General features: G+C 57.4%; 21 protein-coding genes and 1 tRNA gene. 9 read left to right on the top strand and 13 right to left on the bottom strand.

Annotated features, from left to right (window positions below; translation table 11 throughout):
- Positions 1–64: 64 nt before the first annotated feature.
- The 5 genes from Pan181_RS22710 to Pan181_RS22695 form a co-directional block, all read right to left on the bottom strand.
- Positions 65–2125 (bottom strand): PEP-CTERM sorting domain-containing protein, encoded by a 2061-nt coding sequence (locus Pan181_RS22710; RefSeq protein ID WP_145250592.1) that lies wholly within the window; start codon positions 2123–2125, stop codon positions 65–67.
- Between the two features lie 308 nt (positions 2126–2433).
- The gene (locus Pan181_RS26340; RefSeq protein ID WP_197528615.1) at positions 2434–2583 is read right to left on the bottom strand and encodes a hypothetical protein; all 150 of its coding nucleotides are present in this window, start codon (positions 2581–2583) and stop codon (positions 2434–2436) included.
- A 288-nt stretch (positions 2584–2871) separates the two neighbouring features.
- Positions 2872–3927 carry an IS481 family transposase gene (locus tag Pan181_RS22705; RefSeq protein WP_145246897.1) on the bottom strand — a complete coding sequence of 352 codons (1056 nt, stop codon included), beginning with the start codon at positions 3925–3927 and terminating at the stop codon, positions 2872–2874.
- 117 nt (positions 3928–4044) lie between these two features.
- Positions 4045–5166: a GumC domain-containing protein gene (locus Pan181_RS22700; RefSeq protein ID WP_145250589.1), complete on the bottom strand. Its 1122-nt coding sequence runs from the start codon at positions 5164–5166 to the stop codon at positions 4045–4047.
- A gap of 992 nt (positions 5167–6158) precedes the next feature.
- Positions 6159–6230 (bottom strand) — tRNA-Gly (locus Pan181_RS22695).
- Positions 6231–6442: 212 nt separating this feature from the next.
- Here Pan181_RS22695 and Pan181_RS26890 point away from each other — a divergent pair.
- Positions 6443–6757 carry a competence type IV pilus major pilin ComGC gene (locus Pan181_RS26890; RefSeq protein WP_145250587.1) on the top strand — a complete coding sequence of 105 codons (315 nt, stop codon included), beginning with the start codon at positions 6443–6445 and terminating at the stop codon, positions 6755–6757.
- Between the two features lie 35 nt (positions 6758–6792).
- Here the strand turns inward: Pan181_RS26890 and folD are convergent, their stop codons facing one another.
- Entirely contained in the window at positions 6793–7656 is an 864-nt protein-coding gene (folD, locus tag Pan181_RS22685; RefSeq protein WP_145252408.1) for a bifunctional methylenetetrahydrofolate dehydrogenase/methenyltetrahydrofolate cyclohydrolase FolD, read from the bottom strand.
- A 13-nt stretch (positions 7657–7669) separates the two neighbouring features.
- On the opposite strand from folD, the gene mutY reads away from it, so the two are divergent.
- From mutY to Pan181_RS22655, 6 genes are all read left to right on the top strand, one after another.
- Complete coding sequence (mutY, locus tag Pan181_RS22680) at positions 7670–8941, top strand: A/G-specific adenine glycosylase (protein WP_231943676.1); 1272 nt, start codon at positions 7670–7672, stop codon at positions 8939–8941.
- Positions 8942–9060: 119 nt separating this feature from the next.
- Positions 9061–9681 (top strand): WcaF family extracellular polysaccharide biosynthesis acetyltransferase, encoded by a 621-nt coding sequence (locus tag Pan181_RS22675; protein ID WP_197528614.1) that lies wholly within the window; start codon positions 9061–9063, stop codon positions 9679–9681.
- Between the two features lie 531 nt (positions 9682–10212).
- A complete protein-coding gene (locus Pan181_RS22670) occupies positions 10213–11814 on the top strand; it encodes a glycosyltransferase family 4 protein (RefSeq protein WP_145250584.1) in 1602 nt (533 codons plus the stop codon).
- A 120-nt stretch (positions 11815–11934) separates the two neighbouring features.
- Positions 11935–13005 carry a GDP-mannose 4,6-dehydratase gene (gene gmd / locus Pan181_RS22665; RefSeq protein ID WP_145250581.1) on the top strand — a complete coding sequence of 357 codons (1071 nt, stop codon included), beginning with the start codon at positions 11935–11937 and terminating at the stop codon, positions 13003–13005.
- Between the two features lie 191 nt (positions 13006–13196).
- Entirely contained in the window at positions 13197–14192 is a 996-nt protein-coding gene (locus tag Pan181_RS22660; RefSeq protein ID WP_145250578.1) for an NAD-dependent epimerase/dehydratase family protein, read from the top strand.
- Positions 14193–14226: 34 nt separating this feature from the next.
- The gene (locus Pan181_RS22655) at positions 14227–15498 is read left to right on the top strand and encodes a glycosyltransferase family 4 protein (RefSeq protein WP_145250575.1); all 1272 of its coding nucleotides are present in this window, start codon (positions 14227–14229) and stop codon (positions 15496–15498) included.
- Positions 15499–15516: 18 nt separating this feature from the next.
- Here the strand turns inward: Pan181_RS22655 and wecB are convergent, their stop codons facing one another.
- Complete coding sequence (wecB, locus tag Pan181_RS22650) at positions 15517–16659, bottom strand: non-hydrolyzing UDP-N-acetylglucosamine 2-epimerase (RefSeq protein ID WP_145250572.1); 1143 nt, start codon at positions 16657–16659, stop codon at positions 15517–15519.
- Between the two features lie 363 nt (positions 16660–17022).
- Between wecB and Pan181_RS22645 the strand changes: the two genes are divergently transcribed.
- Together Pan181_RS22645 and phnD are read left to right on the top strand one after the other, a co-directional pair.
- Positions 17023–18597 (top strand): PEP-CTERM sorting domain-containing protein, encoded by a 1575-nt coding sequence (locus tag Pan181_RS22645; RefSeq protein WP_197528613.1) that lies wholly within the window; start codon positions 17023–17025, stop codon positions 18595–18597.
- A gap of 129 nt (positions 18598–18726) precedes the next feature.
- Positions 18727–19803, top strand: a complete 1077-nt coding sequence (gene phnD, locus Pan181_RS22640) for a phosphate/phosphite/phosphonate ABC transporter substrate-binding protein (protein WP_145250567.1) — start codon at positions 18727–18729, stop codon at positions 19801–19803.
- 10 nt (positions 19804–19813) lie between these two features.
- Here the strand turns inward: phnD and Pan181_RS22635 are convergent, their stop codons facing one another.
- The 6 genes from Pan181_RS22635 to Pan181_RS22610 form a co-directional block, all read right to left on the bottom strand.
- On the bottom strand, positions 19814–20611 hold the full coding sequence (locus tag Pan181_RS22635; protein WP_145250564.1) for a TrmH family RNA methyltransferase: 798 nt from the start codon (positions 20609–20611) through the stop codon (positions 19814–19816).
- Entirely contained in the window at positions 20608–22416 is a 1809-nt protein-coding gene (locus tag Pan181_RS22630; RefSeq protein WP_145250561.1) for a sulfurtransferase, read from the bottom strand. The genes Pan181_RS22635 and Pan181_RS22630 overlap by 4 nt, the downstream gene beginning before the upstream one ends.
- A gap of 213 nt (positions 22417–22629) precedes the next feature.
- Positions 22630–23484 carry a hypothetical protein gene (locus tag Pan181_RS22625; protein ID WP_145250558.1) on the bottom strand — a complete coding sequence of 285 codons (855 nt, stop codon included), beginning with the start codon at positions 23482–23484 and terminating at the stop codon, positions 22630–22632.
- Positions 23485–23817: 333 nt separating this feature from the next.
- Complete coding sequence (locus Pan181_RS22620; RefSeq protein ID WP_145250555.1) at positions 23818–24159, bottom strand: DUF5713 family protein; 342 nt, start codon at positions 24157–24159, stop codon at positions 23818–23820.
- A 159-nt stretch (positions 24160–24318) separates the two neighbouring features.
- Positions 24319–24690, bottom strand: a complete 372-nt coding sequence (locus tag Pan181_RS22615) for a hypothetical protein (protein ID WP_145250553.1) — start codon at positions 24688–24690, stop codon at positions 24319–24321.
- 175 nt (positions 24691–24865) lie between these two features.
- Entirely contained in the window at positions 24866–25435 is a 570-nt protein-coding gene (locus tag Pan181_RS22610; RefSeq protein WP_145250550.1) for a S1 family peptidase, read from the bottom strand.
- Between the last annotated feature and the right edge of the window lie 11 nt (positions 25436–25446).

Genomic DNA, 25446 nt, shown 5'->3' with positions numbered 1-25446 from the left:
ATTCGTAGGTGTTGGAGTTGGTTCCGCGGGGTGCACGGAACCCTCGTGTTGTTATGGGTTGCGACTACTTGCGGCGGCGAAGGCCTAGGATGCCAACGCCGGCGAATGCGGTAACGAGGAGCACGGAGCTTGGTTCGGGAACATTCGCCTGATCGCTGAGGAATGCAGCAAAGGCGCCGGCCCCTTGATCGCTATCAAACGCCTGCTTGAAGAGGCTGAAGTCCTGGAAGTCGTTGTCGCCGTCGCCGTCCATGTCGCCGAACACATACGATTCGGCTTGCGACATCCCAGCGAAGCTGCCACGTTGATTGTCACGCAGGGTTGGCCAGTCTCCTTCGTCCACGACGCCATCGAGGTTGAAGTCGCCGAACTTGTAGGTGTTGTCGAAAAGCACATCGGCATTCAAGATGCTGCCATCCGACAGCAAGACCTCCAGCTTCAAGTCGGCGTAAGGGCCAGCGATCCAAATGTCCCCGAGCGATTCGGAGAACCCTCCGACTCCACCGAGCACATCGGTGCCACCGAGCAGCAAGCCTTCGCCTAGCAGGTAGGCTTCTTCGTCGTCGGAGAGTTGCACCCAGTCTTCGTAGCCGGTCTTGTCGGACAAGGCATTGAGCTGATCGCCACGCAACGCGCCCGACTCGGAGCTAATGCTGTAGCCAACCACCACCGCATCATCGGGGGTGAAGTTGGAGAAGGTGGCCGTTCCGTCGCTGTCGACCTGCAAAGTCAAATTGGTTGCGACCGCGCTGACCTCGATGTTATCGATGGCCCACCACCAGTTGTTACTGGAGTTCATGTAGCCAAAGCGGAACATCGCCTCGGTTGCACCACCAGGCACCACAAGCGAGAACGCCGAACGAGTCTCCGAGATTTCGGGATCGTAAGTCGCGGTTTCGTCGCCCACACGAGAGGAGACCTGCGCCCAAGAGTTGCCGCCATCGTAGCTTACTTCGATCACCGCGGTGCTGCTGCCTTCGGGGCGCCAGCTTTCGTCGAGGCTCAGCGTGATGGCGGGAGTCGATGTAAGGGGAATCGAGGGAGTCACCAGCAGCGTGTTGAGTACTCCTTGCTCGCTAACGTCGCCATCGGCCACGGCGATGTGATCGTTGTTTGCAGCGGTAAACTGCGTGTCGCGATTCTGACCAGCGTCGGGGACGACGTTCCAATAGTCTTTGTCGATAATCACCCAGCTATCGAAGTCTTCGCGATTGGCCGAGTTAGCCGTATAAGTGTTTTGCGAGTTATCGATTACCCAGCCATTTTGGCCAGTGGTGGCAATCACATCCGTGTTCTCGGTATAGCCGGGATTCACCTCATCGACGCTGTCACCGTAGGGAAGTCCCTCGAAGTCTTCGCTCCACAGCGAGCCAGTAGAGTCTTGCACATCAAGATTATCGACCGCCCACCACCAGTCGTTCCCAGCGTTCAAGTAGCCAAAACGAAGCTGCATGCTAGTCTCACCACCTACCGCGCCGAGCGAGATCTCCAGGTTCTCATTAATGGCGTCGTTTGGCTTGCTGGTGCTGTCGAACAGCAGGATTTCGTCCCAGCTCGAGCCATTGTCGTAGCTCACTTCGATGGTACCGGTTTGCGAGGCGTAGGGACGCCAGCTGGAGTCGAAGTTCAGTACCAAATCGCCCGAGTAGCCACCGATATTGATCGGACTAGTGGTGATCTTGGTGTTCATGGTTCCGCCGCCGGGCAGGTCGGTCCACTCGTCGCCATCGCCGATCATCGCGTAGCTGCTGGAGTTGGTGAAGTCGCCGCGCAGCTGCCCCGAGACGTTGTCCCACCAGTTAATGTCGGCGAAGCCCCAGCCACGCCATTCGGTCACGCCGCCATCGGGAGTAGGGGTAAACCCTTCCGGCGCGTTATCGATCGTCCATCCAGCAGGTGCGGTATTGGTCCAGACGGCTGCCGGGTCGTAAGGAAGGCTTTGGCGGAAACCAGAGTCTTCGAGTGTCCAGGACTCAAAGTCCTCGGTAAACAAGACTTGTGCGTCCGCGGTTCCGGCAAACAGGATGCCAACCGCCAAGATGGCTGCCGAGGCAACACCGGAAGCAAACCTGGTGCTGAACCCCAGTTTGCGCGCAATGGTTTTTCCCAGGTGCAAGACCTTCATTACTCAGTTCCCTCCAAAGATGATGACGTGTCGCAATGTTGATGCAGGTCGTCGGCTTATCAAAAAGCAATCGTGGAGGTCAGAATAAGCCTTGTGAGAAATTGGACAACTAGCTTCACATAAACTTAATCAAAACTTCTTTTGACACTAACAGAGATGTGCGAGGTGACCTTCGCTTTGAAAACGCGTGGACAACTCCATGCCTGCTAAACACTCGATGAAAACAGCTACTCGCTATGATCGGGTGGGCTCACTTCCCGGTTCACATATTTAATACATACACATTGACCCACAGCGCACAACAACCTTCAGTTAGCGCTGCGTTGATAAGCCATGTATCTCATGGCAGTAGAAGTGGCAAACGACTTGCAGGTCGGCGAAACCATGAAGAACATGTCGCCGATGAGCCAATCGACAAGAACGGACTCGTCAGTCCGCCAGGTGTTGGAGTGAATCATCGTGTTGGCCATCGCTTGTCAACATCCGCCAGTGGTGTTCGTCGAATCGCAAGGAGAGATCACCACCGAGTCGTTCTTCAGAGGCCTTTACTCCTCAATGATCTGAGCGGAATCCATTAAACGAATCCGGGCCCCCGCCCGGAAGTTGATTTCCCGCCGCAGAAGGTTGCGGGAGAGGGTGTCTTCAAGCTCTGCTAATCGGTCAAGTTCTGCCTTCAGTGTGGTGAGTTCGAGGGATGGCTGAGGTGGCTTTATGTGTAGTAACCAACACTTAATCTGACAGACAATCTAGTTAGCGACCAGTTGCAAGTTCTTGTCCAGTCGCTTTTCGTTGACGATCGATTTGGCATCTTCGAAGGTTTCCATTGGCGTTTTGCCGTAACAGTAGCGACCGCTGTGCGGTCGCTCGTGGTTATAGCTCTTCATCCACTGGTCAAGATCTGTTTGCAGCTCCTCGATCGAGCTGAACATCTTCTTGCGGAATGCGACCTGGTAAAACTCCTGCAGCATGGTTTTGTGGAATCGTTCACAGATGCCGTTGGATTGTGGCCGCTTGGCCCTGGTCTTCGAGTGATCGATGTTCTCGATCGCCAGGTACAGTTGGTACTCGTGATGTTCACGGCTGCCACAGTACTCGGTGCCACGATCGGTGAGCATGCGCAGTACCGGCACGTCCTCTGCTTCGAAGAATGGAATCACCTGATCGTTTAACATATCGGCCGCGACCAACGCATTCTTGCGATCGTACAGCTTGGCAAACGCAACTCGCGAGTAGGTGTCGATCACCGTCTGCTGATAGATTCGCCCGACGCCCTTGATGGTGCCGACGTAGAACGTGTCCTGCGCCACCAGGTAACCGGGATGCTCGGTTTCGATTTCACCATGAGCTTCCTTCTCCAGCTTCGCTTTCTCCAGGGCCACGACCTGGGATTCGGTAAGGATAATACCATCTTGAGCCACTTTGGCCTCCAGAGCCTTCAGCCGCTTCTTGAACGTCTCCAGCTCATGCCGCAACCAGACGCTACGGACACCACCTGACGAGATCAGGATGCCCCGTTTCTTCAGTTCGTTGCTCACACGGACCTGGCCATAGGCCGGTTGTTCGAAGGCCATTTCGACCACCGCTTCTTCGACCTCCGCGGCCACACGATTCTTGACGACGGGCTTCTTCCGCGAGATCTCCTTGAGGGCCTCCTCACCGCCGTTGTCGTACAACTCTTTGAAGCGATAGAAGCTATCTCGCGAGTAGCCAAACACTTTACACGCTTCGGAGACGTTGCCCAGCCGCTCAGCGAGTTTCAGCAGGCCCAGCTTGTTCTTGATGATTTTCTGATCGTTACTCATCTCGGACACTCCTTGGGGGAAATGAGGCGGCCGCCGGCTGCAATCACTGCTATCACTCGCTGCGCTCGTTCAAGCAATGATTGCAGCCGGTACTCTAACCTCAAACCTTGGTTAGTGTCAGATTAAGTTTTGATATCTACACTTTATGAGATTCTGCTCCAATTCATCGATGCCCATCTCGTGAACAACTTCTCCGCCATCGCTTACCGAGTCGAAACCTTCTTTGAGGAACTTTATTTGCGTGGTGAGCATCACACACTTCCTCTTATAAGCTTCCGTTGTAAGTTCCTTCTCCAAGTCCAACCGTTTAGCGACCTGCTCGCTGAGTTCTGTCTGTTTCTGTGTGAGTTGTTCTTTCTTGTCGGCCAGCTCGGCTTGAATGTCCTTCGTGCGACTGTCCTCCGCTTCTTCCGACTGCGGATCACCATTCACAAGCTTCGCTTGCAAGGTCTCGATGTCGGCTTTCATCCTTAACACTTCAGGATCGGCGGACACTCGTTTGTCGATGGCTTGGATTCTCAAAACAGCATTGTCAGCGCGAAGCTTCCAGTTGCTATAGTCTATCTGGGCGCTCCGGACCTCATTCTCACACACATTCAAATCGTTTAGTTTTATCGAGAGTCGCATCAATAGGATCTGAGTGTGAACTTCACTCGCTCGTTTATCATCAACGCCCGGTTCTACTTGGAGTTTCCGATAGGCGTCCGTCAGTTCACCAATTCTTCCGCGGAGCCGATTCCTCTCTGCCTTTAGAATGCTGTACGCTTCCTCGCTTTCTGCACGTTCCCATTGACCAGACACCGCAAGTGTTTCTGCACAGATGGCATCAACAATTCGCACCAAGTCCTGCTGGTGGTCTTTGGTCTCGGTTAGGCTGACATGCAGTATTTCCGTGTTGCCTTCGAACTTGACTTGCAGGTGATCACGCAACCATTTGTTGGGTTTCTTCACATCTCGCAGAAAAGTCTCGGCAACCAGCTTATCGGTGATCGCAGTATTGAGCACTATTGGACTTTTTATCATCGCGACTGTTGAGTCTCGATAACTGTCGTAAGCATGATTATCCACGGGCATGAATGGCCGCTCTTCCAAAAGGTCCGGCTGACGCCCGCGGACTAAGATGATTGCCCGGGCGGTCACCATCGGAGGACGCTGCAGCCACCAGACAAATACGCTACCGCCAGCCACAACCAACAACAGGCAAGCAACAACCAGACAGAAACGAAAGAACTTATTCACGACATCCCCCATGCCAAGGCCCCTAGATCGCATTGTTATGTTGCGGCAAGAAAAGCAGAGTGTTTCTTGTAGCTAAGATTGTCGCGAGCAACTTTACGCAGGGGTATTCACCTGTTTGTCCGACGAGTCGCCAGGAGTGGCATGGCAATTTTCGGCAGCGATGGTTGTCGGGTAGTGTTTTGGCATGTGGAACTTGCCATTACCCAATCCTTTGTTGGGGATGTGTCCCTTTCACCGGATGCTTGAGAGGGGTGCGGTCAGATGTCGATCTCAGCTGGCTCTCGGTGGTATTCTTGCCCTCTGCGGGCTCGGCGTCTCTGCGTGAGAATTCTTGTGATCGCTCTTGCGTTGTATCGCTAGCCATCGCCTTCGGCTGCGGGCTAAACGATTTTTCTGATCATTCCACTTTTCGCTGGGAATTGGCCACTTGTAGTGTTCTAATGGACAGATAGTCGTTAGCTGTCGGCTTTCAGCTATCGGCTGTTGGCTTTTTAGTGATTGGAGGTGATTGCGATGTAATGCTTGTCTAAAGGTCAAAATACTAGCGACGCGCAGGCGAAGGGTTGCCGGCGTGGGCGTTCGCTGCTGCGCGGTTGTCGAAGTTGTAGGCCTTAAGCTGTAAGCAGTAGGCGGAGATCTTTCAGTCGCTGGAAGCTCCCTCAAGATGACATTTCTACATCCAACTCCCAACTTCCAACCCCCAGCTCAAAATAGATTCCCACTCGATGCGTTTTGGGAAATGGGAATCTATTCGCGTGCGAAAACCACTGGTTTTATAGCGTGCGAGCAGATTCAATTTTCCCATCGGTGGGTAAATTGGGAATCTATTTGCTGTGTCGTGGGAATCTATTCGGAGCGGTGGGAATCTATTCGGGGGCGAGCGTCGCCAGAGCAGGGGAGGGCGGAGGCGCTTGTCGGTCGACGGGGGCGTATTGCTGGCGGCCCTCCGAAGGTTGAAGAGAATCGGAAGGAGGGATCGCGAAGTCGAAAAGAGCGGGAGACGGGATTCGAACCCGCGACGTCCAGCTTGGGAAGCTAGCACTCTACCACTGAGTTACTCCCGCAGGGTGCTTGTATCGTATCCGATCGCTCTGGCCGGGGCTACTGGTCTTTGTCGGTATATTCGGTACAGGCTGGCCGAGTACCGGCGAACCGGCGGGCGTGGCTGGCTGGTTTCGCCCCTCAGGCGATGGGGAAAAGTAGTACGTTTAGTTATGGGTTTCGCTGTGAGCCCAGTTTTTGCGCCTGATCCTTTTGAGATTTTCGTAGTCTGAGCATGCGTCGCTCCTCTGGTAAGTCTGGTTCTTCGTTGATCGAACTCCTGGTGGTGGTCACCATCCTGGGCATTCTGGCGGCGATCATTGTGCCGCGTATTTCGGTCACGGCCTCGACGGCCAAAGAGAAGGTCGACGCGGAGAATCGGGTGCTCATCAACTCGGCGGTCGAGCGGTATTACGTGCTCGAAGGAGACTGGCCGGCCGATCTTACGGTGCTCGATGGCGACCTCGAGTACTTTCCCGACGGAATCCCTGTGGATCCGGTCACCAACTCGGCTTACTCGCTGAATAGCACCACGCATCGCTTGGACTAAGCAGCCGAGTGCATTCGCCTGTTTGGGCGACAGCTTTACTGCTCAAGCGATTGGGCCGCGCGAAGTGTGTTGACCAGCAGCATGGCGATGGTCATTGGTCCGACCCCGCCGGGGACCGGAGTGATGAGTCCGGCGACTTGGCTGGCGCTGGCGAACTCGACATCGCCGACAAGTCCAGCATCGGTACGGTTGACGCCGACGTCGATGACGACCGCGCCGGGCTTGATCATGTCGCCGGTAATGAACTCGGGCTTGCCGATGGCAGCGATCAGGATATCGGCCTGACGCGTGTGGTAACCGAGGTCGGCCGTGCGGCTATGGCACACGGTGACCGTGCAGTCGACTCCACGAGCGGCCAGCAGCACGGCGAGCGGCTTGCCGACGATGTCGCTACGACCAACAACAACTGCGTGCTTGCCGGCCGTGTCGACGCCGGAGCGGTCGAGCAACTGCATGACGCCGTGCGGAGTGCATGGCAGAAAGCGAGGTTTACCCTGAACCATCCGACCCACATTGGTGGGATGAAACGCATCGACATCCTTCGAAGGCGAAATGGCCTGCAGGATGAGGTCGGCATCCAACCCGGCGGGCAGCGGCAACTGCACGAGGATGCCATGCACGGCGTCGTCTTTGTTGAGTTTGGTGACCAGCGCGAGCAGGTCGTCCTGCGTGATGTCGGCCGGCAATCGGTGCAGCTGGCTGTCGATGTTCGCATGCTCGCACGCCCGGCGTTTATTGCGAACGTAGACCTCGCTAGCAGGGTCTTCGCCTACCAGCACTGCGGCCAGGCAGGGAGTGACGCTGTTGTTCTGAATGAACTCGGCGACCTCTTCGGCTAGTTCGTTCCGCATCTGCTGAGCGATCGCCTTACCGTCGATGATGCTGGCCGTATTGGACATTGGAGAATCAACCATGAAGGAAGGTGGGCTGGTGAAACGGCCGATTGTAACATTGCCGGCGGGTCGGGTGCAGGTGGAGCGGTCGGCGGCGACGCACGCCCGAGGGACCGCGAAATCTGACCTGTCGGTACTATTCGTCGGGAGTCGCAGTTTCTACACTTCTCGCATGGCTGCGACGAAGACCTCCCTCGAATTCCTTACCGCCCGCTGGAAACAGTCGTTTCGCCGGCGGCTGGCAACCTGGTACACCAAGCACGAGCGGGATCTGCCCTGGCGAAAGAGCCGCGATCCCTACCGGGTGTGGGTCAGCGAAGTGATGCTGCAGCAAACGCAGGTCGCCACGGTGCAGGGGTATTTCGAGCGGTTCACGGCTGCCTTCCCCACGGTGCACCATCTGGCCGACGCCGACGAGCAGCAGGTGCTCCGCTTGTGGGAAGGACTCGGCTACTACCGGCGGGCGAGGATGTTGCATGCGGCCGCTCAGCAGGTGTCGCGCGAGCTGGAGGGCAAGTTCCCCGAGACGGTCGAAGAGCTGATGCAACTGCCGGGTATCGGTCGGTACACCGCTGGAGCCATCGTGTCGATCGCCTACGACAAGCCGGCGCCGATCCTCGAAGCGAACACGCTCCGGCTGCTGGGACGACTCGTCGCCCTGCGAGAGGACCCCACTAAGTCGGCGGGGCAGAAACTGCTGTGGGGCGTCGCCGGCGAGCTACTGCCAGGCAGCGAAGTCTCGCGGTTCAATCAGGCGCTCATGGAACTTGGCTCACTGGTCTGCACTCCGCGGGAACCGAAGTGCAGCGAGTGCCCAGCGGAGTCGCTCTGCCAGGCGCGGCAACTCGGCGTGCTGGAGGAGTTGCTGCCGACAACCAAGAAGACCACTTATACCGATCTGCGAGAAGCCGCCCTGGTGGTTCGCCGGGGCGAGAAGGTGCTGCTGCGTCAGTGCGGAGAAGGGGAACGCTGGGCGGGGCTGTGGGATTTCCCGCGGTACGCGGTCGAAAGCGAAGGCCCACTGTGGGCGACCAAGGAGCTGGAAGAGAAGCTCACTGCGCAAACGGGAGTGGAAGCCAACGTGGGTCCGCTAATCAAGACCATCAAGCATGGGGTCACGCGGTACCGCATTACGCTCGACTGCTACGATGCCGCGCATCGGGGAGGTCGGCTGAAGTCCACGCGGGCGACGCCCACCGAGTGGGTAGCGCTCGCCAAGCTGGGCGACTACCCGCTGAGCACCACAGGCCGCAAAATCGCCAAGATCGTCACGGCCCCGCCTCGCCGATAAGCGAGTTGCAAAGAGAGTGCGCCAGCATCCTGAGCGTCGGCAGCGTACAATGACCTATTCCTGAAGCTACGTTTGATTGCTTTCCAAATCCTTCACCGCATTCAATTTGGCCCCTGAACTTGGCGACCGAACCTTCCAACCCGGCATCCTCCTCTCCCAGCAGTTCGCCGAACAGCGATGCTGCGTGGGTCGACTTGGAGCACTACAAGGTCACCAACTACGATCCAGGTGGTCTGGTTCCGCGGGTGCTGTGGTACTTTACCAGCATGGTGATGTTTGACTCGCCGCTGCCGATTCCGAGTCGGCTGAAATGCATGGTGCTTCGCTGGTTCGGTGCCAAGCTGGGCGAGGGGGTGGTGATCAAGCCGTGGGTGCGGATCAAGTTTCCGTGGAAGCTGAAGATCGACAGCTTCGTCTGGATTGGCGAAGGGACGTGGATCGACAATCTGGCCGAGGTTCGCATAGGCAGCCATGTCTGCGTGTCGCAAGGGGTCTACTTCTGCTGCGGCAGCCATGACCACCGCCGGCGGGGGTTCGATCTGATTACCTCGCCGATCACGATTGAGCAGGGAGCCTGGATTGCTACGCGTAGCACGCTGATAGGCGGAGTGACCATCGGCGCGAACGCGTTGGTAGCGGCTTGCAGCATGGTACATAAGGACGTGCCGGCCGGGGTGATGGTGGGGGGGAACCCCGCAAAGGTGATTCGCGATCGCGAGCCACCCGTCGATCGGAGCTAGTCTGTTGCCAAATCGCCACGCTGGGCGTTTTTTTGCAACTCGGTGAGTCCGACCTGGAAGCGGACGAACATTCCGATCGCGATCTACGTAATCGAGGGAGTATCCGCCTTTTGCCGCCATGCGGCGACGAAATTGGGTCGGTTGCTAGCGATCAGAGGGTTTGCAAGGCTCGCGACCTGCTGGATGGAGGATATCTGTCAGTTGTGCAGGGGGAGCACTCGCAAGCACCTTGTGAGATTTGCATGAAGAACCACCCTACCGGCACGGCATATGCGTCACCAACTTCGTGGAACCAGGCAAGCGAGCAGAACCCTTTCGTCATACGGACAAAAGGGTCAAAATGAAGAGAGCTTGCCAATCGTAGTAGTCAGGCCATTTCACGCAATGTAGTTGTGAATGGAAGTTTGCTACGAGCCGGTTTTCCTCGTCGACGGATTGGCAACAACAGATATATTGGAAGTCGCCTGCATGACGCATTCGTTTGAGCTTCCCACTCCGACCTTCTCCTTCGAATTGACGAGCGTCCGGTAAATGCTGGATTCAACAACCATTATTGTCTATCTGATCGCTGGTGTCGGCTCGTTTCTGTTGAGCTTGATGATCACCCCGATCGTTCGCGCAACTTCCCATCGCTTGGGGTTTGTCGACAAGCCCGATCGTCGGCGCAAGGCCCACAAGGCACCTGTTGCTTTGGGCGGCGGGGTGGCCGTGTTCCTGGGCCTGGTCGTGTCGATGGCCGTGGTGTTTGGCTACGCCACGTTTGCGAATGCCACGCTGATTACCGCGAGCAACTTCCTGCCGCTTACGTGTCTGGCGATTGCCGCTGCAGGCATCGTGGTGCTGGGGGGGGTGGACGATGTTACCGGCCTTCGTGGGCGGTACAAGCTGCTTGGTCAGGTTGCGTTGACAGCGCTGTTGATTTGGAGCGGTGCACTGATCGAAGGCTTCTCGGCCTTTGGTTATCAGGTGAATCTCGGCTGGCTGGCGATTCCGGCCACTGCCTTCTGGCTGCTCGGTACGACGAACGCGGTGAACCTGATTGATGGCATCGACGGTCTGGCAGGAAGCGTTGGTTTAATCCTCTGTCTGACACTCGCTGCGATCACCGGTGGTTTGCAAGACAACGTGGTGCTCACGGCCACGATGCTGGCCTTGGGTGGTTCGTTGCTAGCATTCCTGCGATACAATTTCGCCCCCGCGACGATCTACCTCGGCGACACGGGGAGCATGCTGGTAGGTCTGGTGTGCGGAACCGTCGCGGTGCTAGCGAGTGCCAAGTCGTCGGCCGCCGCGGCGTTTGCCGTACCGATTGCGGTATGGTCGATCCCCATTCTCGACTCGTTTGCCGCGTTGCTGCGTCGCAAGCTGACGGGCCGCAGCATGTTCTCGCCTGATCGTGGTCACCTGCATCACTCGCTGCTCGTTCGCGGGTGGAGCGTGCAACAAGCATCGCTGTTTATTTCGCTGATCTGCGCAACCACCTGCTTGAGTGCGGTACTGAGTATCTACATGCGGAACGAGTGGATTGCGATCTTCACCGTGATTGCAGTGATGGTATTTCTGGTGTTCACCAAGACCTTTGGGCACATTGAGTTTGCCCTGGTCAGTGGACGCATGCGGAGACTAGCGACCTCGATTTCGACCAAAGAACCACACGGCGAGCACAATTTCCGCGAAAGCTCGATCCAGCTGCAAGGCTCTCGCGAGTGGAGCAAGCTCTGGGCGGCCATCGTCGAAGCGGCCGACGGCTACAAACTGACGCGAATGAAGCTCACCATTGATATTCCGCTGATTCACGAGGCTTTTTATGCCAATTGGGAAACCTCACGCCCGGTTTCCCGCGATTCGCAAGTCTGGCATCTGACCCATCCACTGATTGTCGACGGCGATATGGTAGGGCAAATGGACATTACGGGCGAAGTTCAGACGGACAAAAAACACTCCACGATATCTCAGATATCCCAGATTCTCGATTTCTTCGAGCCAATCGAGGAGGATATTCGGTATATTCGAGAGGATATTGAAACGGAACACCTGTCGATGGGAGCTGCCAAGGCCGTTGCCAACCCGCAGTCTCCGTCGTCGGCGTCCCAAGGTCCTTTGGAGTCCCCCCCCGCCGATTTGGTTCGTTAGTCCTGAACCAAGCCAGCCGCCGCCCCCCTTCAGGCGGTTCCAACCGAGTCCGTTGGTCATTAGGCTGAAGCAACGGATTCATTAGTCCCTCCGCGCCTATTCAATGGATTTGGATATCTGATGTTGCATTCCCCCTCCCCTAAGCGAGCTTTGGTCACAGGGATCACCGGCCAGGATGGCTCGTACTTGGCTGAGATGTTGCTGAATAAAGGGTATGAAGTTTGGGGCATGGTCCGCCGCCACTCGTCGACCGCCTACGATCGCATCGAGCACCTTCTGGAAAAGGGGGCAAGCGACCAGGGAGCTCTTCATCTGGTGCATGGCGACCTCCGCGACACCGGCTCGCTGCTCAAGATCCTTCGCCAGGTCCGCCCCGATGAGGTCTACAACCTGGCTGCCCAGTCGGACGTGAAAGTATCGTTCGACCTGCCCGAATACACGGCCGACGTCACCGGACTCGGCCCCCTGCGATTGCTCGAGTCGCTTCGCGAGCTCGATCTCCCCTCGCGGTTTTTCCAAGCATCGTCGTCCGAGATGTTTGGCAAAGTGCAGGAAACCCCTCAGAACGAGAATACCCCGTTCTATCCCCGCAGCCCTTATGGCAGCGCCAAGGCATTTGCTTACCATAACACCCGCAACTACCGCGAAGCGTACGGTCTGTATGCCGTGAACGGGGTGATGTTCAATCACGAATCGCCGCGGCGTGGCGATTCGTTCGTCACTCGCAAGATCACAATGGCGGCCGCGCGCATCCAACATGGCCTGCAGAACATGCTACTGCTGGGCAACCTCGACGCTCGACGCGACTGGGGATTTGCCGGCGACTACATGGAAGGTGCCTGGATGATGCTCCAGGCCGATGAGCCGAGCGATTACGTGCTCGCGACCGGCGAGTCGCACTCGGTGCGGGAATTCTGCGAAATCGTCTTCGAAGAGCTTGGCCAGCCGATCACCTGGCACGGTCGCGGCCTCGAAGAGTACGGCCAAGCGCCCGATGGTCGCAAACTGATTCAGATCAGTCCCGAGTTCTACCGGCCTTCGGAGGTCGACATGCTGCAGGGCGACGCAAGTCGCGCCCGCGAACTGCTGGGCTGGCAGCCGAGCGTGAGCTTCCGCGAACTGGTCAGCATGATGCTGGCTCACGACCTGGAGTTGGTCGAGCGCGATGCCGCACGGGCGGATGTCGCCTAAGAAGTCGCCGCCCGATAGCCTGAGTTTGGTCTGTAACGGTTACTCCGCAAGTCGGGAGTGATGCCGCGGGTGTCGCGATGCTTGTGGAATCCAAAATCGTGGGCCACAATAGCTTTTCTGTCAGCTAAGCTTGGTTGTAACCTAACTTTAGATATCTTCAGCTTCTTCAATTTCGACAGGACTCCTGGACCATGGCGAACGACGTGATTTTGGTTGCCGGCGGTGGCGGTTTTATTGGCGGGCATCTCGTGGCCAAACTTCTGGAAATGGGCCATAAGAACGTACGTAGCGTCGATATCAAGCCTTTCGATGAGTGGTACCAGGTTTCCGACCAAGCCGAAAACATCCAGGGCGATCTGAAGCTCAAAGAGACGTGCGAAGCCGCCTGCAAGGGTGTTTCGCGTGTTTACAACCTGGCTGCCGACATGGGCGGCATGGGCTTCATCGAAAACAACAAGGCGCTCTGCATGCTGAGCGTGTTGATCAACACGCACCTGCTGCAAGCCGCGAAGGACGCCGGCGTCGATCGCTACTTCTATGCGTCGAGCGCCTGCGTGTACAACGCGGACAAGCAAAAGTGCGAAGACGTCGTTCCGCTGAAGGAAGAAGACGCCTATCCCGCGATGCCCGAAGATGGCTACGGCTGGGAGAAGCTGTTCAGCGAGCGGATGTGTCGCCACTTCCGTGAAGACTACGGTCTGACCACTCGCGTCGCGCGGTTCCACAACGTGTATGGCCCGTTCGGCACCTGGGACGGTGGTCGTGAGAAGGCTCCTGCTGCGATCTGCCGCAAGATCATTCACGCCAAGGAAACTGGCGATCACACCATCGAAGTGTGGGGCGACGGCAAGCAAACCCGCAGCTTCATGTACATCGATGACTGCATCGAAGGCATTCTGAAGATTACCGATAGCGACATCATCGAGCCGATCAATCTCGGTTCCGACGAACTGACCACCATCAACGGGCTGGTCGATATGGTCGCCGACATCGCTGGTATCCAGGTCGAACGCGATCACAACCTTAGCGCCCCCAAGGGGGTGAATGGTCGTAACAGCGACAACACGCTCATCCAAGAGCTGTTGGGCTGGGCCCCTGGCATCACCTTGCGTGAAGGCATGGCCAAGACCTACGAATGGATTCATGGAGAATATCTGGCCACGCACGGTTCTGCATCGGCCACCTAAAACGACGAGCCCTCCGACTTAGCGACTCGACTCCATGACGGCGAAGCCACGCGTACTGTTTATTAGCCAGGTCTATGTTCCAGACCCTGCTTCGGTAGGGCAACATATGGCCGATGCGGCCGTGGCCATGGTGGAACGTGGGTACGAAGTCAAAGTACTGACCTCCGCGCGGGGGTACGCCGATCCATCGGTGAAGTACCCCAGCCGCGAGGTGCTCGACGGAGTCGATGTGATTCGTTTGCCGCTCTCTTCGCTCGGCAAGCGAACCATTTTGCATCGAGTCGTCGGGCAGTTGATGTTCTTGCTGCAAGCGGTGATCCGCGGGCTGTTCATGCCCCGCTTGGCCGGCATGGTCGTAAGCACCTCGCCTCCCATGGCGTCGTTGGCAGCGCTGCTGATTCATTGGCTGCGCGGCATCCCCTTCACCTTCTGGGCGATGGATTTGAATCCCGACCAGGTGTTGGCCACCGGGGCGATGAAGCCTTCGTCGCCGGCAGTGAAAGCCATGAACTGGCTCAATCGCCGGAACCTGCATGCCGCGTCGGCGATTATCGCCCTCGACAGTTTCATGGCCGAGCGGCTGTACGCCAAACTCGACGTGCGTGACAAGACGTTTGTGTTTCCTCCCTGGCCGATGGAAGACAGCCTGCGAATCGTGCCGAAGCAGGAAAACCCGTTTGTGAAAGAGCATGGGCTCGAGAACAAACGCGTGATCATGTACAGCGGCAACCATGGCGTAACGACTCCGGTCGACCCGCTGGTGGATGCAGCGCTCGAGCTGCAAGATAACGAACACCTGCACTTCATGTTCATCGGAGCAGGGGCAGGCAAGCAGGTGGTCGACGAGGCGATCGCCAAGCATCATCCTCGCAACCTGGTGTCGCTTCCCTACCAACCGCTATCAGAGATAGGTAACTCGCTCTCGGCGGCCGACGTGCATCTGGTGCTGATGTCCGAGGCACTGATCGGCATCGTGCATCCTTGCAAAGTGTATGGGGCGATGGCCGTTGGCAAGCCGATCCTGTTCCTCGGTCCGGTGCCGAGCCACATCTCGGAGATTCTCGAGCTGGCCCCCATCGGCTGGCAGATTCCGACCGGCGATCCGAACGCAGTACGCGAAGTACTGAAAGAAATCGATAACACCTCGGATGAGCAACTCGCCGATATGGGACGCCAAGCCCGGGCGCTGATCGACGACCGATTTAGCAAAGCGAAGCTCTGCGACCGCTTCTGCGAAATCGTTGAAGGCACGCTCAAGCAACGGGTTGAGGCTACCTCGACGACCACTTCCACCGCGAGCAGCTAGCCCGCTCGGCTAGCGAACTTATTGCTCGCGGCCGTACTTCTCGAGGATGGCTTCGACGATCCGCTGCGCCGCATGACCATCCCCGTAGGGATTCGCCACTTCGGCCATCGCGCGATACGCCTGCGAGTCGGAGAGCAACGTGGACACCTGCTCGACAATCACCTCGGCTTTCGCGCCGACGAGCTTCACGGTTCCCGCAACCACCCCTTCAGGGCGTTCGGTCGTCTCTCGCATCACCAGCACCGGCTTGCCCAGGCTGGGGGCTTCCTCCTGCACGCCGCCCGAGTCGGTAAGCACCACGTGACAACCTGCCAGTAAAGCGACAAACTCGCGATAGGGCTGCGGAGGGATCAGGCGAATGTTCGGAGTCTCGCCGAGTTGCTGATGCACGATCTGCTTGACGTTTGGGTTCAGATGCACCGGGTACACAAACAGGTGGTCCGCAAACTGATCGGCCAGCGATTTTAGCGCCTGACAGATTTGGGCAAAGCCGTCGCCGAAGTTTTCGCGGCGATGGCCGGTGACCAGCACATAACGCTTGCTGCCATAATCGGGCCCTACTAGCTCGGTCAGCTGTTGCTGCAGGGCCGCCGCGGTGCTGGGTTGCTGCTGGCGATCGATCTCCCACGCCAGGGCGTCGATCACCGTGTTGCCAGTCACGTGGATCTGCTCTTGGGGAACGTGCTCGTCCAGCAAATGCTGCTGGGCGGTGGTGGTCGGAGCAAAATGCAAACTCGCCAGCGGTGTGGTCAACCGCCGATTGGCTTCCTCGGGAAACGGAGCCGCCATGTTGCCGGTCCGCAGACCTGCCTCCACGTGTCCCACGGGAATGCCGCGGTAAAACGACGCCAGGGCGCACGACAGCACCGAGGTCGTATCGCCCTGCACGAGCACCAGGTCGGGGCGATCAGCGACCAGCACCTCGTCGAACCGCTCGACCAGTCGCGAAGTAAGCGACGCCAAGGTTTGCCCCGGCTGCATCACATCGAGCCGGCGGTCGACGCGAAGCTCGAACAAATCGATCACCTGGTCGATCAGCTCACGATGCTGTCCCGTGTGAACCACCCACGGTTCGAGTCCAGGTTGCTTCTCTAGAGCCTGAATCACAGGAGCCATTTTGATGGCTTCGGGCCGAGTGCCCATGACAACCGCAACACGCATCGCACAAGTTTAGGGGGTTGGAGTTGGCGGATCGCGAAGCTGGCGATTGGCCAACCGCCAATGGGGAGCCACGCACGTCGCCAGCTCGGTATCCAACCGCCAAGAGCCAGTATGATTCGCGATTGTCCGCCAACAAGGCGTAATGAGCCAGTCGGCGCGGCCGACGCAACTATTGGAGCGGTTATGCCGGCAGGAAGCCCCGCCGAAATTCACTGCAGGAACTGCACAAAACTTGCTAAAATAACCGGCTTCGATAAGATGGAAGGTAGATATCGACTTCTCCACCACCAGCTATATCGCTTTCCCCGCAGCGAATCACTTCTAGCGGGGGCGGAACACCGCACCTTTACTGGACAGAGATTGATGCGCGAAAAGTACCCCTCCACTCCTCTAGCAGCACGCTTGCTCGTGCTTTGGGCGGCGCTGGCATTTGGTGGTTCCGCAGCCGAGGCGATCGTGGTGATGAATCTCGACCCAACGGCCAACTACGCCGCGCCGAACGACACCTCGCTGCCGGAATTTGCAGGGCACACCGATCCCGGCTGGGCCAATATAACGCAACGCGGGGTTTACCTTGGTAACGGATGGGTGCTATCGGCGAATCACACGTTCGATTCTTCGACCACGCAAGATAAGTTCCGTGACGAAGCATTCGACATCGTGCCGAACTCGACCATTCGGCTCAAGAACACCGCATTGTTGACCAACGCTGGCTACACGACTAATGCCGACCTGAAACTGTACCGACTTAACAGCCAATCGCAGTTCGATGGCACTCCCGAGCAAGTTGTATCGGTAGATGGCTCGACCATTCAACGTCTTTCTATCGGACATAGTCGAATGTCGACTAACAAGGAAGTCGTGGTGATGACTGAAGGTCGGATACGGTCCAATTCCGATCTGGTGTACTGGACCGGTGACAAAACCTCGGATCCCACCTGGCAAGGCCAAACCGATTGTATCGGTTGCTTTAACTCGTCGGACCCCGATCAATACGCACCGAGTAACAGACAGCTCGCGGTTGGCTATCAGATTAGCCAGACAACTAGCGGTTACGCTTGGGGTACGAACAAAGTGGAATCGAGTTCACAGATTGCTCAACGACTGGAAGACTTTAAGTCGGCAGGTAGCGGCTACTACCTGCTTGACGACAGTGTCGATACGGTCGCCCAAGGTTTCTACTTCGACGACTACGAGTTTACCCTCGACGGAACGCGCACTCCGACTTCGGGTGGGGGGAACGAAATGCAGGCGGCCGCTGGCGACTCGGGCGGTGGCATCTTTAGTTGGAATGGTAGCTCCTGGGAACTCAATGGCACCATGTTGGCGGTGGCCAACTACATTCACAGTGGTTACGCCAAGGCGATTCATCAAGACAACGGTTCAGGCGACGACATCGTATACGGCGACCTGAATGTGTTCGCCGACCTTAGCTATTACTCCTCGCAGATCGAAGCCTACATCTCCGCGCCCGAAGGTTATGAGTGGGCCGGCACCGGCGACGATACTCGCTTCTTCTCTTTAGTGAACCGCGAGTATGGCTACGATTCCACTGGCAACCTGGTGCAACTCAGCGCCGGCGTGTGGGGCGACATCAATCTCGATGGAGTCGTCTCCGGCGACGGAACCGGCAGCTGGGAAGACGACGACGTCACGGCCTTCGCCCAAGGGTGGGGCTGGGAGCAAGCGTCCGGCGATATGTTCTCCTGGAAACGAGGCGACCTGAATCAAGATGGCGTGACCGACTGGAGCGACTTCGCCCTGCTGCGGCAAGGCATCGCAGAGACCACCGGAGCCCAACTCTCCTTCGCAGCCGTGGTCGGTGGTAGCGGTGTGACCGTGGTCCCCGAACCCGGTTCGGCTGCTTTACTCGCTGGTTTGGCGTCGCTCGGCTTCGGCTGGTGCTGGCGGAAGCGACAAAAGCCGTCGGTTCAATAAGCGATTCCAGTCGGCCTTGGTGGATTGTTAATTCCGAACTGCGCGTGATTCGCGCCCTGCGGCAAGTCTGGTACGCTGGGAACTTCCATTCGATTTTCCCTAGCCACCAGCTCTGTTCGGAGGGGCCCGATGGCCGACGCTGAGAACACCCCGCCTGCTACCACTAGCGAATCCTCCTCCCTGTCGATCTCTCGCGTGGGAGCAATTGTGATTCCGATCGCCGTTGTTCTGGTAGGCATCTGGCTCTACCAGAAGAATCAACCTGCGGCCACGAAGAAGAAGCTGGAGAGCGATCAACTCTCGCGTCTGCTGGCCCAAAGTGATCGCGAACCGCTTGAAGGGTGGACCGACAGCGACGGCGACCTGCTGCCCGATGCCCCGCCGGCCGACGAGGGCGTCGCGCCTGAAAAACTGGTGTTCAGTTACGTTGCTTCGAAAGAGCCGAGCGAAACCGAACTGCAGGCCTGGCAGCCATTTCTCGATGCCTTGGCCGAGAAGACCGGTTTGCCAACCGAGGCCACGCAGTACGAAACTGTCCCCAAACAACTTTCGGCGATGGCGGCCGGAGAGTTGCACGTGACTGCTTTCAACACCGGGGCGGTCCCATCGGCGGTCACGACGGCCGGATTCATCCCGGTCTGCACGCTCGGCTCGGCAGATGGCTTTGGCTACAAGATGAAGCTGTTGGTGAAAGCCGATAGCGAGATTCAAGACACGGCCGACCTGAAGGGCAAACGCGTGATGTTCGTCCGGCCCAACTCCAACTCGGGCTTCAAAGCGGCTTTCTCGTATCTCATGAACGAACAGCAAATGCTTGCCGGGCGGGACTACGAGTATGGTTTTTCGATGGGGCACGACTTGTCGATCAAGGAACTCCTGGCTGGCCACGCCGATGCGGCCCCGGTGGCCAGCGATCTGTTCGACCGGTTGGTCAAGAGCGGCGAGGTTTCGGCCGACGCGATTCGTGTGATCTACGAGTCGAACACTTTCCCCCCAGTCGCACTTGGCTATGCCTACAATCTGAAGCCAGAGCTACGCGATACGATCAAGCAAACGTTTCTCGACTTCACCTGGGAAGGAACTCCGCTGGCCGAATCGTATGGGGCTTCGGGCCGCGACCGGTTTGTGCCGGTCGATTACAAAACCGACTGGGAGATTGTCCGCGATATCGACGAGCAGCTCGAAACCCTGCGGAAGGCTCAATAGAGTCAGCGGGTTAGGGCGCGATCGAGCGTTGTCGGCGGGCTTCGTAGAACAGGATGGCCGCGGTGACCGATACGTTCAGGCTGTCGGCCACTCCGAGCATGGGGAGCATCACCGGTTGCATGCCGCTGCCGAGCCAGGCGTCGGTCAGCCCTTGCGACTCGCTGCCGAGCACGATGGCTCCCCCCTGGCAATAATCGGCCGCCCAGTACGGCCCCTCGGCATCAGGCCTCGCAGCCCAGATGGCGAGCGAGCGATCACGCAGCCAGGCAATCACCTCGGCCGAGGTGGCCGTGACCACGTTGGGCTGAAACACCGCAGCCACGCTGGCGCGAATAGCATTCGGGTTGTAAAGATCGATCACCGGGTCGGCGACCACCACCGCGTCGACTCCCGCTCCGTCGGCCGAACGCAGGATGGCACCCAGGTTGCCAGGTTTCTCGATGCCTTCAAGCACCGCTACCAGCGGGCGGTCAGGCAGTTCGAGGTCGGCCACCCCGCGGGGCTTGGTCGCAAAGACCGAAACGACCCCATCGAGCCGATCGCCGTAGGCGAGTTTGTCGAACGCGTCGTCGGAGAGCTCCACCACATCGGCCCCGGCTTGTCGCAGCTCGTCGACCACGGCCGACGCTTCGTCGCTGCGAAAGTACTTGCTGCACCACAGGCACTCCAGTGGCTTGGCCCCCACCGCCAGGGCGCGGGCCGACTCGCGGACTCCGTACACAAGGGCCTTCGACTCTTGCTCGCGGGTGCTGCGATTCCGCAGCGCGCAAGCGGCTTTGATGCGAGGGTTCTGGCGACTGGTGATCATCCGCCCTGCCCTACTGGCGTTTCCATCTCAGCAGCCCACTCAGGGAGCGGAGCGGCGAATTCGGTAAGCTCGGTCGCCTGCGGACGTCGGAACGCGATGCGCCAAGCGTGTAGGCACATCGGGGGTTGGTCCATAGAGAGCGTCTGCTGATCTCCCAGGCGGCCTTCGGTCAGGTAGGTGGGATCGCCCACGATCGGCAGCCCCAGCGACCACAGGTGCACCCGAATCTGGTTGGTGCGCCCGGTAATCGGTTGGACGATCAGCAGCGAGGTACCATCGTCGTTGCGAGAGTGCACGGTAAACCGGGTTTCGGCCGGCTTGCCATCGGTCTCGGCGATGCGGGCGCCGATAAGGGTGGGCTCGACCGCGATCGGCTGGTTGCAGGTGAACTCGTCCTGCTCGGGATGGCCAATCACGCGGGCCACGTACCACTTCTGCACTTCGCCACGGGTGAATTGCGGCTGCAGCAACTTGGCAAACCTTCGATTCCGCGACCACAGCACCAGGCCGGTCGTGTTGGCATCCAACCGATGGGCGTGCCGCAGGCGTTCGGGATAGTACACCTGATTCAAAATGGCGGAGAGCGTGTTCTTGCAGTACCGCCCCCCCTCGTGCATCGGCAGCGGTGCCGGTTTGTCGACGACCACCAAGTCGACATCCTCGTAGAGAATACGAATGTCGACGTTCACTTCGGGCTCGACCACGTCGCTGAGCCAGTGCATGTACTTCTCGCCGACCGCGACGCGACGATCTTCCGCCACCGCCTTGCCTTCGAGCAGAATGCGGCCTTCGCTGATCTTCTGCTTCCACACGTCCTCATCCACCGCTGGAATCACCGCTTGCAGAAACTCCAGCACGGTCAGCCCATCGAGTGCTTGCGACACGTGGGCTGGCAGATAGTTGTCGTAAGGCGTGCTGCCGGGGAGCGGCGACGTGTACTCAGCGATCTCGCGATGCCTCTGGGCAATCGACTGCTGCATGGCCTCGTCGCTGGTTTGGTAGCAGCGGGGACACGACTTGCCCTTCACGTAGTAGGGCGATTGCTGATCTTCGGGCGAGAGAATCGACTGGCACGCGTAGCACTGGGCCGCGTCGGTTTCGCTCAAGGCCGCATCCACAGCGACCCGCTGATCGAACACAAAGCAGTCGCCGCGGTAGTGCTCGCCGCCGACTTGCTCGAAGTAATTCAGAATGCCGCCATGCAGCTGATAGACATCGCGAAAGCCAAGTCGCTCGAGCATCGGGGCCGCCTTCTCGCAGCGAATCCCACCCGTGCAAAAGGTCACCACCGGTTGCTCACGCACTTCGGCCGGCATCGCTTCGACCCGTTCGGGGAAGTCGCGAAAGTGATCGATGTCGAGATGCACCGCGTTTTCAAAGGTGCCGAGCTCCACTTCGTAGTCGTTCCGCGTGTCGAGCAGCGTGACCGGGCGTCCTTCGTCGAGCCATTGCTTGAGCTCAGCCGGCTCGATGCGCTTGGAGGTGTACTGCGCCGGATCGATGCCTTCGATACCAAACGCAATGATCTCCCGTTTGATTTTCACCAGCATCCGGGTGAACGGCTGGTAGTCGGAGTAGCTCTCCTTGATCTCCAGCGGCCCGATGGCCGGGTCGGACTGCAGCAACTCCATCAGGGCGTCGACATTGGGCCGCTCGCCGGCGATGAACATATTGATGCCTTCGGGGGCAATCAATATGGTCCCCCGCAACTCTTGCTCGTGGCAAAAGCGGCGTAACCGACTGCGGCGATCCTCGAGCTGATCGAGCGAAACGAACTTATAGGCAGCAACATTGAGCGTAGACATCCCACAATTATGGCTTGCCTGCCCGCAAGGCAGCAAGTGCTCAAGAGCCTGGGAGCGAACCCCGCTTCAGGACCGTCGGGCGAAAATTTGGCCGCATTTCCCGCTGGCCGGGGGGCGACCCGCGAACGGCAGCGGGGACCGCGCCCAGAAATTAAGTATTCAAAACCTGCGTCATCGGCGGCTTCTGTTCACCGCATGGTTCTGTCGCGTTTTTCAGTAGTTGTTTGAGAATTGAACAAGTGTCTTTCCATTTGATGCGTCGAATCCGTGGGCGTAAAACCCCATAGACGCTGAACCAAATGCAAATACCCGGCCGTCATCCGTCGGTACGAGAGTGACCCATGATTCATGGATACCACTCGCACCGCCCCACCAGCAACCACATGCTTCAGATTTCCACACGATCTTGTCCGTCTTGCGATCAATGCAGGATACATCATGTGAATACCCGAAATCATCATGTACCGCGACAAAGCAATGATCATTCGTGAAAGCACAGGAAATATTGCACCACAAGCTGCTATCATCCGAGCGATCGAGCAGTTCTTCAGGAAGTACAATCGAATTCTCGTTGGCCCGATACGTGACTACACGATCTTTTTCCGTAACGGTTGCATCTTTCGGGCACGTCACTCCCTCAACTTCCGAGCGATGATATGGTCGTTCTTTAGGCTCGCCCGGATAAATGTTGTTGCGTCGATTTGCGCGAGCGTCAATGACAATTGCGCGCCACCAATCCGGCGTAGTAATTCGGTTCCGCCCTTCAAAAAAGCCTACGAACCATACAAGCTTGTGTGAATCTGGTCGGTAGACCTTGGGGCCATCTTCTTTGGGCACTGTTTGAGTGACGATCTCCCATGCTGATTGCGTGGCAATCGAATTGTTCTTATTTGAGCTCAAAGCGGATAAGTCGGATTCATCGCAAGCCGCAAACAGCGATCTGTAGAAGTCGCCATACTGATGGGAGTATTCAATCTGGTCGTATTTCGCAAGTATCCGCTCTATTTCGTCTGACGAAGAAACGCAAAGGAGCATGCTCAAGGTTGCAGCCATTACGGTCAGCTTCATGTTTCGGCTCCGTTCAGCGACAGAACTTGTTATTGGACACACCAATTTGGGTATAAACGTTGCTTATCCACAATCTTTGGGCCTACATCGCCAAGCCATGGGTAAATCCTAACCCTCCCCTGCGGCCAAAGCAATGAATCCTGCGTTGGAGCCGCCGAAGCTTCTTGAGCGTTGGCCGAACTGCCCGAGGTGTCGCTGGCGCAAAAGTGGTCCGGTTCGGCGAAGGTCAAAAACTTAGTTGCCGACCGCCTGCGGAGAGCAGGCTCCAAACCGACAACAACATCATATCGCGGGCGATGCTGGTCAATTGCAGTCGGTGGTTAGCTGCCGCTTCTACCACTCACGGGGAGCTATCACATCTTCGATGTCGACGTCCGCAAAGCCGTAAGCACGCACGATGAAGTCGAACTCGGCTCCCAGCGCTTCTCGGGCTCCTGTCTCCAACTCGCTATCGTTTTCTTCAAACTCTTCTTCGAGGTCGTTGATTCGTTTTGTAGCTGCATGCGTCAGCTTAAGAAGCGAATCTTCGTCCTTGGGTTGCTCGTGCTCGATCTGTTCACACATATCAAGGAGGATGACCTTGATCTTGTCTACGAGGAAGTCGGGGAAGTAGCCGTCGGCGTACATCTCGCTGAGTATGTCGCGGGCTTTGATCTTGTCGTTCGTTACTGGCATGTCGTACTCCGGAATCGCAATAGGTAGCTAACGTCACGGTTTACGTGGCGGCGGCCAGTAACCGTAGACTTCAAAACCAACGTGATCCGCCGCTCCCATTCAACCGATTGCTACTTCTTTTCCTTGCCCCATTGGGCAACACGTTCACCGTCCTTCAAGTCAATGGTACACGATGTCCTCGGATATCGACACTCGTTTCGCAGCAACGTAATAAACATGCCCACCCTTTAAACTCGGATCAACATGCACGCGAAACAACACGTCGTCATCATCCAATTCGAGATGGGCGTGAGCCTTTCGTTCTTTCTCTGACGCCACGGTGAGTCTTGGCGAATTAAGGGCGTAGACTGTCAATCCGATATACGACACATCATGAAAACGGATTTCGAGTTCATGGTAGTAACAGAGGTCAAAGCTACCTATTAGTAATAGCGAATCGCCGGCGAACGAATGGACGATAAAGTCGGTCGTGTTCGTTGTCGCCACGATCTCGTTGATGCGGTCGAGAATTGACTTTATGTCGCTGCCCATTGGGTAGGCGGAACTCCTCAGGGGTAACTTGGTTATAGGAAGTTTCTGCCTATCACCTGTAGGCCGCACATTTGCGGCCTAACTCGCAGACATGGAATAGCACTAAGCTGAAAGGAAGCGAAGTTGAAAAAACGAAAGGCGAGCCAACTCCGGTTGACCGATTGTTAGGTGCCATTCAGTTGCTGCGTTGGACCAATTCATAGATCGACGCGATATCCTCACCACCAGCTTCGAGATATTCGTCACCGGACATCTTGGGATCGAACCACACCGTCATTACCCCGACGACGTAGCCCTTCTCGTCAATGATGGGCGCGCCGCTGAACCCGCGAATATCAACGGGTGGTTCAATGTCATAGCGAAAACGATCGCCAAATGCTCGTTCGGTGATCGTGCCTGTATACACATTTTGTTTGCAGTCTTGTTCGATGTAGGGGCATCCGATCAGATAGACGGTCTCACCAATCCGAACAGGTTCCTTGCGTAGTTTGAGCGGATATCCAGGAAGTGGATCGGCGTTCTCGATTGAAAGTACTAACCAATCGAGGATTTCATCATCGAGTCCTCGCACGCCGAGCGAATGAACCTCGATATAGTCATCGGGCATTGTGCGTGGGAACATCTTCCATGCTCGAATCTTCGAATTCAGCTGATTGATCGGGATTTCTGGTTCGACACCGCCTGCAGATCCAATCAAGTGAGCGGCGGTAGCGGCCAGAACACGATCATCGTGGGTTTTGATCAAAAAGCTGCTAG

Origin of the sequence: Aeoliella mucimassa, from assembly GCF_007748035.1 — a bacterium.
Taxonomy (GTDB): domain Bacteria; phylum Planctomycetota; class Planctomycetia; order Pirellulales; family Lacipirellulaceae; genus Aeoliella; species Aeoliella mucimassa.
This window is presented reverse-complemented; position numbering and strand designations above follow the sequence as displayed.

Bases quoted from the DNA above. Each gene is read 5' to 3' on its own strand.
- Pan181_RS22710 (WP_145250592.1), bottom strand. From the start codon at position 2,125: ATGAAGGTCTTGCACCTGGGAAAAACCATTGCGCGCAAACTGGGGTTC.
- Pan181_RS26340 (WP_197528615.1), bottom strand. From the start codon at position 2,583: ATGATTCACTCCAACACCTGGCGGACTGACGAGTCCGTTCTTGTCGAT.
- Pan181_RS22705 (WP_145246897.1), bottom strand. From the start codon at position 3,927: ATGAGTAACGATCAGAAAATCATCAAGAACAAGCTGGGCCTGCTGAAA.
- Pan181_RS26890 (WP_145250587.1), top strand. From the start codon at position 6,443: ATGCGTCGCTCCTCTGGTAAGTCTGGTTCTTCGTTGATCGAACTCCTG.
- folD (WP_145252408.1), bottom strand. From the start codon at position 7,656: ATGTCCAATACGGCCAGCATCATCGACGGTAAGGCGATCGCTCAGCAG.
- mutY (WP_231943676.1), top strand. From the start codon at position 7,670: ATGAAGGAAGGTGGGCTGGTGAAACGGCCGATTGTAACATTGCCGGCG.
- Pan181_RS22670 (WP_145250584.1), top strand. From the start codon at position 10,213: ATGCTGGATTCAACAACCATTATTGTCTATCTGATCGCTGGTGTCGGC.
- gmd (WP_145250581.1), top strand. From the start codon at position 11,935: ATGTTGCATTCCCCCTCCCCTAAGCGAGCTTTGGTCACAGGGATCACC.
- Pan181_RS22660 (WP_145250578.1), top strand. From the start codon at position 13,197: ATGGCGAACGACGTGATTTTGGTTGCCGGCGGTGGCGGTTTTATTGGC.
- Pan181_RS22655 (WP_145250575.1), top strand. From the start codon at position 14,227: ATGACGGCGAAGCCACGCGTACTGTTTATTAGCCAGGTCTATGTTCCA.
- wecB (WP_145250572.1), bottom strand. From the start codon at position 16,659: ATGCGTGTTGCGGTTGTCATGGGCACTCGGCCCGAAGCCATCAAAATG.
- Pan181_RS22645 (WP_197528613.1), top strand. From the start codon at position 17,023: ATGCGCGAAAAGTACCCCTCCACTCCTCTAGCAGCACGCTTGCTCGTG.
- phnD (WP_145250567.1), top strand. From the start codon at position 18,727: ATGGCCGACGCTGAGAACACCCCGCCTGCTACCACTAGCGAATCCTCC.
- Pan181_RS22635 (WP_145250564.1), bottom strand. From the start codon at position 20,611: ATGATCACCAGTCGCCAGAACCCTCGCATCAAAGCCGCTTGCGCGCTG.
- Pan181_RS22630 (WP_145250561.1), bottom strand. From the start codon at position 22,416: ATGTCTACGCTCAATGTTGCTGCCTATAAGTTCGTTTCGCTCGATCAG.
- Pan181_RS22625 (WP_145250558.1), bottom strand. From the start codon at position 23,484: ATGAAGCTGACCGTAATGGCTGCAACCTTGAGCATGCTCCTTTGCGTT.
- Pan181_RS22620 (WP_145250555.1), bottom strand. From the start codon at position 24,159: ATGCCAGTAACGAACGACAAGATCAAAGCCCGCGACATACTCAGCGAG.
- Pan181_RS22615 (WP_145250553.1), bottom strand. From the start codon at position 24,690: ATGGGCAGCGACATAAAGTCAATTCTCGACCGCATCAACGAGATCGTG.